General features: G+C 46.3%; 14 protein-coding genes and 1 other annotated feature. All 14 genes read left to right on the top strand.

The annotated features are described in order from the left end of the window. The first annotated feature begins 49 nt into the window (after positions 1 to 49). Positions 50 to 199, top strand: a complete 150-nt coding sequence (gene rpmG / locus ACN6MW_RS11330; protein ID WP_015847242.1) for a 50S ribosomal protein L33 — start codon at positions 50 to 52, stop codon at positions 197 to 199. Positions 200 to 217: 18 nt separating this feature from the next. Next, the gene (gene secE / locus ACN6MW_RS11325) at positions 218 to 427 is read left to right on the top strand and encodes a preprotein translocase subunit SecE (protein WP_028609673.1); all 210 of its coding nucleotides are present in this window, start codon (positions 218 to 220) and stop codon (positions 425 to 427) included. A gap of 24 nt (positions 428 to 451) precedes the next feature. Beyond that, the gene (gene nusG / locus ACN6MW_RS11320; RefSeq protein WP_053373884.1) at positions 452 to 985 is read left to right on the top strand and encodes a transcription termination/antitermination protein NusG; all 534 of its coding nucleotides are present in this window, start codon (positions 452 to 454) and stop codon (positions 983 to 985) included. A gap of 122 nt (positions 986 to 1,107) precedes the next feature. Next, positions 1,108 to 1,533, top strand: coding sequence for a 50S ribosomal protein L11 (gene rplK, locus ACN6MW_RS11315; protein WP_028609671.1), 426 nt, complete (start codon positions 1,108 to 1,110; stop codon positions 1,531 to 1,533). 101 nt (positions 1,534 to 1,634) lie between these two features. Beyond that, positions 1,635 to 2,327: a 50S ribosomal protein L1 gene (gene rplA / locus ACN6MW_RS11310; protein ID WP_308998880.1), complete on the top strand. Its 693-nt coding sequence runs from the start codon at positions 1,635 to 1,637 to the stop codon at positions 2,325 to 2,327. Positions 2,328 to 2,339: 12 nt separating this feature from the next. Next, positions 2,340 to 2,506 (top strand) — a sequence feature (ribosomal protein L10 leader region). Between the two features lie 57 nt (positions 2,507 to 2,563). After that, a complete protein-coding gene (rplJ, locus tag ACN6MW_RS11305) occupies positions 2,564 to 3,067 on the top strand; it encodes a 50S ribosomal protein L10 (protein WP_364144895.1) in 504 nt (167 codons plus the stop codon). 93 nt (positions 3,068 to 3,160) lie between these two features. Beyond that, on the top strand, positions 3,161 to 3,520 hold the full coding sequence (rplL, locus tag ACN6MW_RS11300) for a 50S ribosomal protein L7/L12 (protein WP_110773977.1): 360 nt from the start codon (positions 3,161 to 3,163) through the stop codon (positions 3,518 to 3,520). A gap of 224 nt (positions 3,521 to 3,744) precedes the next feature. After that, positions 3,745 to 4,344 (top strand): class I SAM-dependent methyltransferase, encoded by a 600-nt coding sequence (locus tag ACN6MW_RS11295; RefSeq protein WP_419875517.1) that lies wholly within the window; start codon positions 3,745 to 3,747, stop codon positions 4,342 to 4,344. Positions 4,345 to 4,728: 384 nt separating this feature from the next. Beyond that, positions 4,729 to 8,277 carry a DNA-directed RNA polymerase subunit beta gene (rpoB, locus tag ACN6MW_RS11290; protein WP_419875516.1) on the top strand — a complete coding sequence of 1,183 codons (3,549 nt, stop codon included), beginning with the start codon at positions 4,729 to 4,731 and terminating at the stop codon, positions 8,275 to 8,277. 95 nt (positions 8,278 to 8,372) lie between these two features. After that, positions 8,373 to 11,999, top strand: a complete 3,627-nt coding sequence (gene rpoC, locus ACN6MW_RS11285; RefSeq protein ID WP_419875515.1) for a DNA-directed RNA polymerase subunit beta' — start codon at positions 8,373 to 8,375, stop codon at positions 11,997 to 11,999. 245 nt (positions 12,000 to 12,244) lie between these two features. Then, positions 12,245 to 12,475: a ribosomal L7Ae/L30e/S12e/Gadd45 family protein gene (locus ACN6MW_RS11280; protein WP_419875514.1), complete on the top strand. Its 231-nt coding sequence runs from the start codon at positions 12,245 to 12,247 to the stop codon at positions 12,473 to 12,475. 257 nt (positions 12,476 to 12,732) lie between these two features. Further along, positions 12,733 to 13,155: a 30S ribosomal protein S12 gene (rpsL, locus tag ACN6MW_RS11275; RefSeq protein ID WP_054025332.1), complete on the top strand. Its 423-nt coding sequence runs from the start codon at positions 12,733 to 12,735 to the stop codon at positions 13,153 to 13,155. Between the two features lie 66 nt (positions 13,156 to 13,221). Beyond that, positions 13,222 to 13,692: a 30S ribosomal protein S7 gene (gene rpsG / locus ACN6MW_RS11270; RefSeq protein WP_028609662.1), complete on the top strand. Its 471-nt coding sequence runs from the start codon at positions 13,222 to 13,224 to the stop codon at positions 13,690 to 13,692. 29 nt (positions 13,693 to 13,721) lie between these two features. Continuing rightward, a complete protein-coding gene (gene fusA / locus ACN6MW_RS11265) occupies positions 13,722 to 15,797 on the top strand; it encodes an elongation factor G (protein ID WP_419875513.1) in 2,076 nt (691 codons plus the stop codon). The last annotated feature ends 15 nt before the right edge of the window (positions 15,798 to 15,812 follow it).

The following is a 15,812-nucleotide window of genomic DNA, read 5'->3' as shown; positions in this document are numbered from 1 at the left end:
ATAGAGCTTCATGATTCGTATTTTGTAGCAGTTCGGGAGGTGTAATTCAATGCGGGTAATTATCACGTTGGCATGCACAAACTGCAAACAGAGAAACTATGCGAGCAGCAAGAACAAACGCAATCACCCCGACCGCATCGAGTTGAAGAAGTTTTGCAAGTTCTGTAACGAGCAGACTCCTCATCGCGAGACGAGATAGTCAATTGGAGGTGTGAACGTGGCATTTTTGGCTAAACTAAAGCAAAGCTTTGGTACAACGTTTAGTTTTTTTGCCGACAGCTGGGCGGAACTTAAGAAGGTTCGCTGGCCAAGCCGTAAAGAGTTGACAAGCTATTCGATCGTAGTTTTGCTCACGATCACGTTTGTAACGATTTACTTCTGGCTTCTTGACATCGGGATCTCGTCTCTGGTTGAACTCATTGTTTAAGAAGGGTCCAAAGGTGGATTTGTGATGGAAAAAAGATGGTACGTCGTGCATACCTACTCAGGTTATGAGAACAAGGTGAAAGCCAATTTGGAGCGCCGAGTTGAATCGATGGGCATGGAAGACAAAATCTTTCGCGTGCTTGTCCCTATGGAAGATGAAGTGGTAGAAAAGGACGGTAAGAAGAAGACTGTCCAACGTAAGGTCTACCCCGGCTATGTTCTTGTGGAAATGGTTCAAACCGACGATTCTTGGTACGTTGTTCGTAATACGCCTGGCGTAACTGGATTCGTAGGATCAACAGGTTCCGGTTCAAAGCCGATTCCTCTATTGCCTGATGAGGTTGAGCAAATACTCAAACACATGGGCATGGAAGAACCAAAGCCGAAAATCGAGTTCGATCTGAAGGAAACGGTTCGCGTCAAAGTAGGTCCTTTCGCAGATTTTGTTGGTACAGTAGAAGAAATTTTGCTGGACAAAGCGAAGTTGAAGGTTCATGTAAACATGTTTGGCAGGGAGACCCCGCTGGAGCTGGATTACACTCAAGTGGAAAAGATATAATATCTGGTTTCTAAAGCCCACCTGGGTTAAACCGGTGGAGGTTTGGACGCGAAGTGGCGATGCCTCTTCTAAAGCGGCATATGCTATTTACGCATGGAATAAAGGGTTAGGAGGTGTCAGGCATGGCAAAGAAAGTCATCAAGATGGTCAAACTGCAAGTTCCTGCAGGTAAAGCAAACCCAGCGCCGCCGATCGGTCCAGCACTTGGTCAAGCAGGCGTTAACATTATGGCGTTTTGTAAAGAGTTTAATGCTCGTACAGCAGATCAAGCAGGCTTGATTATTCCAGTCGTTATTACAGTATTCGAAGACCGTTCTTTTACTTTCGAAACAAAAACGCCACCGGCAGCAGTATTGCTACGTGTCGCAGCTGGTATCGAAAAAGGTTCAGGCGAACCGAACAAGAAAAAGGTCGCTACTGTAAAACGTGACAAAGTTCGCGAAATCGCTGAGCAAAAAATGCCGGATCTTAACGCAGCTTCTGTAGAAGCAGCAATGCGTATGGTTGAAGGTACTGCTCGCAGCATGGGCGTAACTATTGTTGACTAATTACCGCGAGGTAACTTGCTTTGCGAAGCTTCGGCTTTCGCGAGTGGGAGGATCATCCTTAGGAGGATTTTCCGCTACAACCACATAAGGAGGAAATTACAATGGCTAAACAAGGTAAAAAATATCTAGAAGCTGTTAAGCTTATCGACAGCGAAGCAACATACGAGCCTTTGGAAGCGATCGAGCTTGTAAAAAAGGCAGCGACAGCTAAATTCGACGAGTCCGTTGAAGTAGCAGTTCGTTTGGGCGTAGACCCGCGTAAACAAGACCAAGCCGTTCGTGGCGTAGTTGTACTACCACACGGAACTGGTAAAACAAAACGCGTTCTCGTTTTCGCAAAAGGCGAAAAAGTGAAAGAAGCGGAAGCTGCGGGTGCTGACTTTGTCGGCGATGCAGACATGATCAACAAAATCCAACAAGGCTGGTTCGAATTCGACGTTTGCGTAGCAACGCCGGACATGATGGCTGAAGTTGGTAAACTTGGACGTATCCTCGGCGGTAAAGGCTTGATGCCTAACCCTAAAGCAGGAACAGTAACGTTTGACGTTGCTAAAGCCGTTCAAGAAATTAAAGCCGGTAAGATTGAATACCGTCTTGATAAAGCAGGTCAAATCCATGCTCCAATCGGTAAAGTATCATTTGATGCTGAGAAACTCAACGAGAACCTCAAATCATTGATCGATGCACTTAACCGTGCTAAACCGGCTGCTGCAAAAGGTATTTACCTGAAAAACATCGCCGTTTCTTCAACAATGGGCCCTGGCGCTCGTGTTTCCACAGCGGTATATCGCTAAGAAGAACGGAACTAAATTCGAATACGCATACCGTAGACAGTAGGTGCCTTAAGGCTTAATTTCCTACCGAGGTGTTATGATAAAACGTTTGTAAGCAACATTCGATCCATTCTGGGTTGATGCGCGATAACGACATCATGGCCTTCGCAGTGTCTGCGAAGGCCTTTCTCATGCATCGAGGCGTGGAAAGCCCGTCGTAATTAACGGAATGTATACTATTACGGGAGGTGTACAGTTTGGCTAACGCAAATATCATCCAAGAGAAACAAGAGGCAGTTGCCGTAATCGCGGCGAAAATTGCTGCTAGCTCCAGTACAGTTGTAGCTGACTATCGTGGATTGAACGTTGCGCAAGTTACTGAACTTCGGAAACAGCTTCGTGAAGCAGGGATTGAATTCCAAGTTCTTAAAAACTCGCTCGTTCGCCGCGCAACTGAAGGTACGGATTTCGTAGAATTGAACAGCATTCTTACAGGTCCTACTGCAATTGCATTCGGTAAAGAAGACGCTGTTGCTCCAGCTAAAATTTTGAACGATTTCGCTAAGAAAAACGATGCTTTGAAACTTAAAGGCGGCGTTGTTGAAGGTAAAGTCGTATCTCAAGAAGAAATTAAAGCTCTTGCGGAACTTCCGTCCCGCGAAGGTTTGCTTTCTATGCTCCTCAGCGTATTGCAAGCTCCAGTGCGCAACTTCGCGCTTGCAGTTAAAGCAGTCGGTGAAAAGCAAGAAGCTGGCGTTTAATTTCAGTCTCAAGTCACTAACAGCATTGAACCGGTGCAAGCCGGCTGTATGATAAACCAAAAAAAAATAAACCATATTCCCGGAGGTATAATCATGTCTAAAGAACAAATCTTAGAAGCGATTAAAGTTATGAACGTTCTTGAACTGAACGAGCTTGTTAAAGCAATTGAAGAAGAATTCGGCGTAACTGCAGCAGCTCCAGTAGCAGCAGCAGGTGCTGGCGCAGCTGTTGAAGCTGAGCAAACTGAATTCGACGTAATCCTTAACGGTGCTGGCGCATCGAAAATCAACGTAATTAAAGTTGTTCGCGAAATCACAGGTCTTGGCCTGAAAGAAGCGAAAGACTTGGTTGACAGCGCTCCTAAAGCTGTTAAAGAAAAAGTTGCTAAAGAAGAAGCTGAAGCAGTTGCAGCTAAACTTACTGAAGCTGGCGCTTCCGTAGAAGTTAAGTAGTATTGTTTTAACAAAATAAGCTGATCATGCGATTGAACGATGATTCGGCTGGCGAGCCCCTTGAATCCGTAAGGTTTCAAGGGGTTCGTTGTATGTTAAAAGATAAGAAGGTATAAGTGATTTTCTTATACCTTCTTATCTTTCAACGCAAAGCTTGGCTTCTGACCGGTTTGAAGACCGATGGTTGCGTAAAGGCGTAATGGAAGAACGGGGAGTGATGAATCATGTCGAATCACTATTACTCACAAAGCCCAGATGTGAAGCATAATCGTCAAGTGCACGAAGTGTCTCTTCGAGGCTTTACCTTCCGTTTTATGACGGATGCCGGCGTATTCTCGAAATCTGGCGTCGATTATGGGAGTCAGGTGTTGATTGACGCATTGGAGTTAAAGTCGAATGCCCGGGTGCTTGATGTTGGCTGCGGGTACGGTCCGATTGGTTTGACATCAGCCAAGCTCGCTGAGCATGGGCGGGTAACGATGATTGATATAAATGAAAGAGCGGTAGAACTTTCGAAAGAGAACGCGAAGCTTAACGGAATTTCGAATATATCGGTGCTGCAGAGCGATTTGTTCGAAGCGGTTAAGGGAATGACATTTGATGTCATCGTCACTAATCCTCCAATCCGCGCAGGCAAAGCGGTCGTGCATCGCATTTTTGAAGAAGGTTATGACTTGCTTGAGCAAGGCGGCAGCATGTGGGTTGTTATACAGAAAAAACAAGGGGCGCCTTCGGCGAAGGCGAAGCTGGAGTCTCTATTCACAGAGGTAGAAGAAGTGACGAAGGACAAGGGCTACCGAATTTTTCGTGCTGTAAAAGGTTAATTAAAAAAGGAAAATGATGTTTTGAAAATATCTTTGAAAACAGAATAAAAATTATTGACTTGACATTTTAGATATGGTAAAATTATAAAATGTCAGCATTAAATTGGGCTCGATCTCTTTAGTTAACTAAAATGTCAAGTGTGAATTTAAAGCGCGGAATGCATAAGTTTTACACATTTGACGTATAATGTTTACGTTTTGGGCAAAATTATTTGATATGAGACTATCACGGCCGCGCTGTGATTGGTTAGCTGCCGGAACATGCTCTTTTTTCGAACTATTCGATAAGGGCTTTTCTTTATTTGACTATATAGACGGCTGGTCCGTCTATAGTGACGCAGTGATTATCGATGCTGTGATACAGACATGAGGGGTGAGGTTAAGTTGGCAGGACAACTTGTTCAGTATGGTCGGCGCGCGCGCAGAAGCTACGCCAGGATCAACGAGGTGCTGGAAGTCCCGAACCTGATTGAAATCCAACAAAAATCGTATGAGAAGTTTTTGGATAGCGACTTGATTGAGTTGTTCCAAGATATTTCTCCGATTTCGGACTTTACGGGCAATCTATCGCTTGAGTTTATCGACTATAGCTTAGGCGAACCGAAATATTCGGTCGATGAATCAAAAGAGCGCGACGTGACGTATGCGGCTCCTTTACGCGTTAAGGTACGACTTTTTAACAAGGAGACCGGCGAAGTAAAGGAACAAGAAGTTTTCATGGGTGATTTCCCGCTTATGACAGAGACAGGCACGTTTATTATTAACGGGGCCGAGCGTGTCATAGTTAGCCAATTGGTTCGATCCCCGAGTGTGTACTTCAGCACGAAGGTCGATAAAAACGGGAAGAAAAATTACACGGCGACGGTTATTCCTAACCGTGGCGCTTGGTTGGAACTTGAAACAGATGCGAAGGACATTATCTACGTTCGTATTGACCGGACCCGGAAAATACCGGTAACGGTGCTTTTGCGTTCGTTAGGCTTTGGTACTGACGCTGAAATTCTTGAGCTGCTGGGACATGATGAGTACATTCGCAACACGCTGGACAAAGATAACACGGATTCCACGGAGAAAGCGCTGATTGAAATTTATGAGCGTCTTCGTCCAGGCGAGCCTCCGACTTTGGACAATGCGAAGAGCTTGCTTGTTGCTCGCTTCTTTGACCCGAAACGTTATGACTTGGCCAATGTAGGCCGTTACAAAATAAACAAGAAGCTTCATATCAAGAACCGTTTGTTTAATCAGCGGCTTGCGGAAAATCTAGTTGATCCTGCAACCGGCGAGATTATCGCCGAATCCGGACAAATGATTGACCGTCGTTTGCTTGATGAAATTCTCGAGAAGCTTGAAAAGGATGTAGGCTTCAAAACGTATCATGTTGCTAATGGCGTTTTGGATGCTGATAGTATTCCACTACAAACGATCAGCGTATTCTCGCCATATGACGAAAGCAAAGTGATTAAAGTAATTGCCAATGGCATTATTGATAAATCCGTGAAGCATATTACGCCAGCGGATATCATTTCTTCCATTAACTACTTTATTAACTTGCTGCACGGCGTTGGCAGTACGGATGATATCGATCATCTCGGGAACCGCCGTCTGCGTTCTGTAGGCGAATTGCTTCAAAATCAATTCCGTATCGGTTTGTCTCGTATGGAGCGCGTCGTGCGCGAGAGAATGTCCATTCAAGACGCGAATGCAATTACGCCGCAGGCGCTAATCAATATTCGACCGGTTATTGCATCTATAAAAGAGTTCTTCGGCTCCTCGCAGCTGTCCCAGTTTATGGACCAAACGAATCCGCTTGCTGAATTGACGCATAAGCGTCGTTTATCCGCACTCGGACCCGGCGGTTTGACTCGGGAACGCGCGGGCTTTGAAGTTCGTGACGTCCATCACTCCCATTATGGGCGGATGTGTCCGATCGAGACGCCAGAGGGACCGAATATCGGTTTGATCAACTCCTTGTCCTCTTTTGCCCGCATTAACGAATATGGCTTCATTGAAGCACCATATCGTTGGGTAGATCCGAAGACGGGAATTGTAACGGAGCAAATTGCGTATTTGACTGCTGACGAAGAAGATAACTACGTAATCGCACAAGCGAATGCGAAGCTGACTTCGGAAGATAAGTTTGCAGAAGAAAATACGATCGTTCGTTACAATAAACAAGCCGATAACATTTTGACAATGCCTAGCGATCGCGTTGACTACATGGACGTATCACCAAAGCAGGTTGTATCCGTTGCGACAGCGTTAATTCCATTCTTGGAAAACGATGACTCCAACCGTGCCCTCATGGGATCGAACATGCAACGTCAAGCGGTACCGCTTCTTATCCCGAGATCGCCGCTTGTTGGTACGGGTATGGAGCATAAGGCAGCGAAAGATTCCGGCGTTTGTATCGTTGCGAAGCATGACGGTATAATCGAACGTTCTTCCGCTAATGAAATTTGGCTTCGCCGCGTTGAACAAATCGATGGCAAGCCGGTTACAGGTGACTTGATAAAACATAAACTACACAAGTTTATGCGCTCTAACCAAGGAACGTGCATCAACCAGCGTCCACTTGTACGTAAAGGCGATGTAATTAAAAAAGGTGATATCCTTGCAGACGGTCCTTCCACTGAAAAGGGCGAATTGGCTCTTGGACGCAACGTAGTCGTTGCTTTCATGACATGGGAAGGCTACAACTATGAGGATGCGATCCTGCTTAGCGAAAAACTTGTGAAAGAGGATGTTTATACATCCATTCACATTGAGGAATATGAGTCTGAAGCCCGTGATACGAAGCTTGGACCGGAAGAAATCACTCGCGATATCCCGAATGTCGGCGAAGAAGCTCTTCGTAACTTGGATGAGCGCGGCATTATCCGTGTCGGCGCAGAAATCGGCGCAGGCGATATCCTCGTTGGTAAAGTAACGCCGAAGGGTGTTACGGAGCTGACTGCGGAAGAAAGATTGCTGCACGCTATCTTCGGTGAGAAAGCTCGTGAAGTTCGTGATACATCGCTGCGCGTACCGCATGGTACGGACGGTATCGTTGTTGACGTAAAAGTATTTACCCGTGAGAACGGCGACGAATTGCCGCCAGGCGTTAACCAATTGGTACGTGCCTACATTGCCCAAAAACGGAAAATTTCCGAAGGCGACAAAATGGCCGGACGTCATGGTAACAAAGGGGTTATCGCCCGTATCATGCCGGAAGAAGATATGCCTTTCCTACCGGATGGCACACCTGTAGAGGTTGTTCTTAACCCGCTCGGCGTACCGTCGCGGATGAACATCGGCCAGGCGCTTGAGGTTCACTTGGGTATGGCTTGTAAGCATCTCGGCATTCATGCCGCTACGCCGGTATTTGACGGCGCGCGCGAGAATGACGTTTTCGATACGATGGAAGAAGCAGGCATGCAGCGTAACGGTAAGACCGTGCTGTATGACGGACGGACAGGCGAAAACTTCGAGCGTGAAGTTACGGTTGGGGTCATGTACATGATCAAACTGGCACACATGGTCGACGATAAAATCCATGCCCGTTCAACTGGTCCTTACTCACTCGTTACGCAACAACCGCTCGGTGGTAAAGCACAGTTCGGCGGACAACGTTTTGGGGAGATGGAGGTATGGGCGCTCGAGGCATATGGCGCTGCATACACGCTTCAAGAAATATTGACCGTTAAATCCGATGACGTGGTTGGCCGTGTGAAAACGTACGAGTCCATCGTTAAAGGCGAGAACGTGCCGGAACCAGGCGTTCCTGAATCGTTTAAAGTTTTGATCAAAGAGCTTCAAAGCTTGGGTATGGACGTAAAAATCCTGTCTGAGAACGAAGAAGAGATCGAAATGAAGGAAATGGATGATGAAGACGAGGCAACGGGCGATAAGCTCAACCTCAATATAGAAGGTGCCGAAGTCGGCGCTGCTGAATAAACTAGTTGCTGGATTCCGTCACATGGTCACGCGCCTATGACGGAATCTAGCTGATTAGATAGACATTGTCATACATGACGGAGGAGGGTTGCTCCTTGTTGGACGTGAACAACTTCGAGTATATGAAAATCGGTCTGGCATCGCCGGATAAAATTCGCTCGTGGTCCCGCGGAGAAGTTAAAAAACCGGAGACGATCAACTATAGGACCTTAAAGCCGGAGAAGGAAGGTCTCTTCTGCGAGAAAATTTTTGGACCTACAAAAGACTGGGAATGTCATTGCGGTAAATACAAACGTGTACGTTATAAAGGCGTTGTTTGTGATCGCTGTGGCGTTGAAGTAACTCGCGCTAAGGTTCGCCGTGAGCGTATGGGTCACATCGAGCTAGCTGCTCCAGTTTCTCATATTTGGTATTTCAAAGGAATTCCAAGCCGTATGGGTCTTGCATTAGATATGTCGCCTCGTTCGCTTGAGGAGATCATTTATTTTGCATCCTATGTGGTAACTGATCCTGGTGATACGCCGCTTGAGAAAAAACAACTCCTTTCGGAGAAAGAATACCGCAGCTACCGGGAGAAATACGGGTATGGATTCCATGCCGGTATGGGCGCCGAGGCTGTCAAAAAGCTTTTGCAAGATATCGACGTTGACAAAGAGCTTGAGCAATTGAAGGAAGAACTGCGTACGGCTCAAGGGCAACGACGCAACCGTGCGATTAAGCGCCTTGAAGTCGTAGAAGCATTCCGTAACTCCGGTAACGAGCCGGAATGGATGATTCTAGACGTGCTTCCTGTAATTCCTCCTGAGCTTCGTCCGATGGTACAGCTTGATGGCGGTCGTTTTGCGACTTCTGACCTTAATGATCTGTATCGCCGTGTTATTAACCGTAACAACCGTCTGAAGCGTCTGCTTGATCTTGGCGCTCCTGATATCATCGTGCAAAACGAAAAACGGATGCTGCAGGAAGCGGTTGATGCTTTGATCGATAACGGTCGTCGCGGTCGCCCTGTAACAGGTCCTGGTAACCGTCCGCTTAAATCTCTCAGCCACATGCTGAAAGGTAAGCAAGGACGTTTCCGTCAGAACTTGCTAGGTAAACGGGTTGACTACTCTGGTCGTTCGGTTATCGTTGTAGGTCCTAACCTCAAAATGTTCCAGTGCGGACTTCCGAAGGAAATGGCACTTGAATTGTTCAAGCCTTTCGTAATGAAAGAGCTTGTTAATAAAGGCTTGGCACATAATATCAAGAGTGCGAAGCGCAAGGTAGAACGCGTAAGCCCAGAGGTTTGGGATGTTCTTGAGGAAGTAATCAAAGAGCACCCGGTACTGCTTAACCGTGCCCCGACGCTTCACAGACTAGGTATTCAAGCATTTGAGCCTATCCTGGTTGAAGGTCGCGCTATTAAGCTTCACCCGCTCGTATGTACAGCCTACAACGCTGACTTCGACGGTGACCAAATGGCCGTTCACGTTCCGTTGTCTGCAGAAGCGCAAGCAGAAGCTCGTTTGCTTATGCTGGCATCAGGCAACATCCTTAACCCGAAAGACGGCAAGCCAGTCGTTACTCCTTCACAGGATATGGTTCTGGGAAGCTTCTACTTAACGATGGATAACAAAGAGGCTAAAGGCAGTGGTTCCGTTTTCGGTACCATTAACGAAGCGATCTCTGCTTACCAACGCGGTATTGTTTCCTTGCACGCAAGGATTTTTATTCCGGTTCGCGTGCTCAAAAAAGTTAATTTCACTGAGCAGCAGCAAAACTCGCTTCTCGTTACTACGGTAGGTAAAGTAATCTTCAACGAAATTTTCCCTGAAGATTTCCCTTATATCAACGAAGCAACGAAAACGAATCTGTTGCACGGCACGCCTGATAAATATTTCGTTTACGAGAAAGGCGCCGATCTTCCTAAATTCTTGGATGGGATCGCCACGCCAGGTGCGGTAGGCAAGGATTATCTCGCATTAGTTATTGCGGAATGCTTCCGTCAATACCACACCACGCTTACTGCGATGCTTCTTGACCGCATTAAGCAGCTCGGCTTCACTTATTCGACTAAGGCTGGTATTACGATCGGTGTATCTGACGTTATCATCCCGAATGAGAAAAACGAGATAATGAAGCTCTCCGATGAGAAGGTTGCTACCGTTATGAATCAATACCGCCGCGGTTTGATTACAAACGAAGAGCGTTATGACCGCATCATCAGCATTTGGAGCAAATGTAAAGACGAAATCACCGATGTTCTTATGAAATCGATGGATCGTTATAACAACATCATGCTCATGGTGGACTCCAAAGCACGGGGTAACAAATCTCAAATTACGCAGCTTGGCGGTATGCGTGGTCTGATGGCGAATCCATCGGGTCGTATTATCGAGTTGCCAATTAAATCAAACTTCCGCGAAGGTCTTACCGTACTCGAGTACTTTATCTCGACTCACGGAGCGCGTAAAGGTTTGGCGGATACAGCGCTTCGGACAGCCGATTCCGGTTACTTGACGCGTCGACTTGTCGACGTGGCACAAGACGTAATCGTGCGCGAAGATGATTGCGGTACGGACAAAGGCTTCTCCGTAAGCAAAATTCAAGATGGTAAAGAGGTTATTGAAGATCTCTACGACCGTATTGAAGGACGTTATGCGTTTGAAACGGTTCGTAATCCGAAAACAGGCGAAATCATTGTTAACCGCAGCGAGCTTATTGATTCCAATAAAGCGGATGCGATTATCGATGCTGGCGTTGAAAAACTGCAAATCCGTTCCGTACTAAGCTGCCGTGCCCGCCATGGCGTATGTAAGATTTGTTACGGACGTAACCTTGCTACTGGTAAACACGTTGAGATCGGGGAAGCGGTTGGTATTATCGCAGCTCAATCCATCGGGGAGCCAGGAACACAGTTGACAATGCGTACGTTCCATACGGGCGGCGTTGCCGGCGATGATATTACACAAGGTTTGCCGCGTATCCAAGAGTTGTTTGAGGCGCGTAATCCGAAAGGTCAAGCGATTATCTCCGAGCTTGACGGTGTAATCAAAGAAATCCGTGAAGCTAAGGACCGTCGCGAAATCGAGGTTCAAGGCGAAGCGGAATCCAAAGTGTATGCCGTTACTTATGGTTCGCGTATCCGCGTAACGCAAGGCCAACAAATCGAAGCCGGCGATGAGCTGACTGACGGTTCAATTGACCCTAAAGATATGCTGCGCATCAAAGGTATCCGTGGCGTTCAAAACTACATTTTGCAAGAAGTACAGCGCGTTTACCGGAACCAAGGGGTAGAAATCAATGACAAGCACGTTGAAGTCATGATTAAACAAATGCTCCGCAAAATCCGTATCGTAGACGCAGGAGGAACGACTCTGCTTCCTGGCGCATTTGTTGACATTCATGAATATGAATCTCAAAACCGCGCTGCGATTTTCGCAGATCTCGAACCAGCTGTCGCAAAACCAGTTTTGCTCGGTATTACGAAGGCATCGCTTGAAACAGATTCATTCTTGTCGGCAGCTTCCTTCCAAGAAACAACTCGCGTATTGACCGATGCCGCTATCAAAGGCAAAGTTGACCAGTTGCTTGGACTCAAGGAAAATGTTATTATCGGTAAGTTGATTCCAGCTGGTACTGGAATGGCTCGTTACCGCAACATTCGCTTTGCCGGACTAGAAGATGAAGCTACTACTGTAGTTGAAGGGGAATTGGAAACGGAAGCCGTTACCGTCGACTAGTTGACGTCAGCTGATCACGTTTTATAACCGGAAGCTAATTCATATCGAAGGAGCGTTATATCTTCCGCTTCATTGGAAGCGGAAGATAATCGCTCTTTTGCATGTTTACAGTGTGATTTTCATTAACAAAAGGTTTGCAAATGAATATCCTTGAAGTTTCTTGACACAAGCACAGTTTAGGTGTTAATATATCGAAGTGTGCCTAATTGTGTGATCGCTGAATGGAAGAATTGAAGGTGATTTTCATGCAATTCAAAGTCGGCGCGAAGCAGACGGCTAAGATGCTCGAGCAGCAAAGAGCCATTGAAGTCTATGTTGCACGAGATGCAGATCCGCAGATGAAAGAGAAAATTGTTCATCTATGTGAGCGGGCGGGAGTTCCGATTAAATGGATCGATACGATGGATGAGCTTGGGGAAACCTGCGGCATCGATATCGGGGCCGCAATGGCAGCGCTCGTAACCGAAGAAGAATAACGCAATAACCGTTTTTGTTAGTTGATTATTTAACGATGATTGACTGGCGAGAACTTTTGTTTGTTCTTTTATGAACCGCCTGGATCTGTGGGCTTAATTTTAGGTGAAATGTCTACCATACAAGCGTATACGGCTGTTGCCGTCTTTTGGTGGAAAGAGTTCGTTACGCAAAAGAAATATAAGTAGATTTATAAACAAACAGCTTTATAAATGCTTATATTTTCAAAAGACATGAATATAGGGAAGGGGGTGGCAACATGCCAACTATTAACCAGCTAGTCCGTAAAGGACGCCAAGCGAAAGTCGTTAAATCGAAATCGCCGGCATTGCAAAAAGGTTTCAACGCATTGAAACGTGAAGCTACTAACATCAGCGCTCCTCAAAAACGCGGTGTGTGCACTCGTGTAGGTACAATGACTCCAAGGAAACCGAACTCCGCACTTCGTAAATATGCTCGTGTTCGTTTAACGAACCGCTTAGAGGTTACGGCTTACATTCCGGGTATCGGACACAACTTGCAAGAGCATAGCGTTGTTTTGATTCGTGGTGGTAAAGTAAAAGATTTAGCAGGAGTACGTTATCATATCGTTCGCGGCGCACTTGATACTGCGGGTGTTAACAACCGTATGCAAGCTCGTTCGAAATACGGAACGAAACGTCCGAAAGTTAAAAAGTCATAAGTATAACCCTAACGGGTCATAGAAATGCTAGAAATAGCGACTATTAGAAGAAAGGGGGACTTTCTCATGCCACGCAAAGGTCCTGTAACGAAACGCGATGTGCTTCCAGATCCGCTGTATAACAGCAAACTGGTAACACGCCTAATCAACCGTATTATGCTTGACGGTAAAAGAGGCGTTGCACAAACACTATTGTATGATGCTTTCAAACTGATTCAAGAACGCACGGGTAAAGATCCGATGGAAGTGTTCGAAGCTGCTTTGAAAAATATTATGCCAGTACTTGAGGTTAAAGCACGCCGTGTCGGCGGTGCAAACTATCAAGTGCCTATCGAAGTTAAACCAGAGCGCCGTACGGCACTTGGTCTCCGTTGGCTCGTGAACTACTCACGTAACCGCGGTGAGAAAACGATGGAAGAGCGTTTAGCTGCTGAAATCACAGATGCATCCAATAACACTGGCGCAGCTGTTAAGAAGCGCGAAGACACTCACAAAATGGCTGAAGCTAACAAAGCGTTTGCTCACTACCGCTGGTAGGATTCTAACATTCGAGAGGAGACCATTTTATGTCAAGAGAGTTCTCCTTGAACAATACGCGTAACATCGGGATCATGGCGCATATTGATGCTGGTAAAACAACTACAACTGAACGGATCTTGTTCTTCACGGGCCGTACCCACAAAATCGGAGAAGTGCATGAAGGTGCAGCTACGATGGACTGGATGGAACAAGAACAAGAGCGCGGTATTACGATTACGTCTGCCGCGACAACCGCTCAATGGAATGGACACCGCATCAATATTATCGACACCCCGGGACACGTTGACTTCACAGTAGAAGTTGAGCGTTCCCTGCGCGTTTTGGACGGGGCCGTTGGAGTTTTCAGTGCGAAAGAAGGAGTCGAGCCACAGTCCGAGACTGTATGGCGTCAAGCTGACCGTTACAACGTTCCGCGGATCGCATACGTCAACAAAATGGACATCATTGGTGCTGACTTCCTTAACGTTATCAAAGATATGCGTGAGCGTCTTCAAGCAAACGCTGTTGCCATTCAAATTCCGATTGGTGCTGAGTCTGACTTTGTCGGCGTTATCGATATCGTTGAACGTGTAGCTTACAAGTACAAAGACGACACAGGTAAAGATCCTATTCAAGTTGAAATCCCTTCGGAGTATGCTGACCAAGTGGAAGAACTTCGTACGGAATTGATTGAAAAGGTAGCAGAGCTTGACGAAGAGCTGACAATGAAATATCTGGAAGGCGAAGAAATTTCAATTCCAGAAATCAAAGCAGCACTGCGTAAAGGCGTTTGCGAAGTAAAAATCTTCCCTGTTATCGTTGGATCTTCCTACCGTAACAAAGGTGTTCAACTGATGTTGGATGCGGTTGTAGACTACCTTCCATCTCCTCTTGATGTACCGGCTATTAAAGGTACAACTGAAGACGGCGAAGAAGGCGAACGTCCATCATCCGATACAGAGCCGTTCGCGGCTTTGGCATTCAAAATCATGACGGATCCTTACGTTGGTAGATTGACGTTCTTCCGTGTGTACTCAGGAATTCTGAAATCCGGTTCTTATGTTCTTAACTCAACTAAGGGTAAACGTGAGCGGATTGGACGTATTCTTCAAATGCACGCGAACGCTCGTCAAGAGATTTCTGAAGTGTATGCAGGCGACATCGCTGCAGCAGTTGGACTTAAAGATACGACGACAGGGGATACTCTTTGCGACGAGAAGAACATTATCATTCTTGAATCAATGAACTTCCCTGAGCCGGTTATCTCGGTTGCTATCGAACCAAAAACGAAAGCTGACCAAGATAAACTAGGTATCGCTATTTCCAAGCTGGCAGAAGAAGATCCTACTTTCCGCGCACATACGGACGAAGAAACTAACCAGACAATCATTTCTGGTATGGGTGAGCTTCACCTTGAGATTCTCGTTGACCGTATGTTCCGCGAATTCAAAGTTGAAACAAACGTTGGTAAACCGCAAGTTGCTTACCGCGAAACGTTCCGTGAAGCTGCGAAGGTTGAAGGTAAGTTCGTTCGTCAGTCCGGTGGTAAAGGTCAATTCGGTCATTGTTGGGTTGAATTCTCACCACTTGAGCCAGGTTCAGGCTTTATTTTCGAAAACAAAACAGTCGGCGGATCAATTCCTCGTGAATTTATCGCTCCTATCCAAGCTGGTATCGAAGAGTCAATGAAGAACGGTGTAGTTGCCGGCTTCCCGCTCGTTGATGTCAAAGCTGTTGTTGTTGACGGATCTTACCATGATGTTGACTCCTCGGAGATGGCGTTTAAAATTGCAGGATCGATGGCGCTTAAAGCTGCCAAAGACAAATGTAAGCCAGTTCTTCTTGAGCCAATCATGAAAGTAGAAGTTACTGTTCCTGAAGAGTACATGGGCGATGTTATGGGTATGCTTAACTCCCGTCGTGGTCGTATCGAAGGTATGGATACTCGTGCAGGTGCACAAATTATCCGTTCCAAGGTGCCTCTCTCCGAGATGTTTGGTTATTCCACTACACTACGTTCCGGTACACAAGGACGCGGCGTATTCTCTATGGAGCTTTCTCACTATGAAGAAGTTCCAAAATCGATCTCTGAAGAGATCATTGCTAAGAACAAAGGCGAGTAATCGTTTTTGTCCTTC

Source organism: Pristimantibacillus sp. PTI5 (assembly GCF_048572955.1).
GTDB lineage: Bacteria > Bacillota > Bacilli > Paenibacillales > Paenibacillaceae > Pristimantibacillus.
This window is presented reverse-complemented; position numbering and strand designations above follow the sequence as displayed.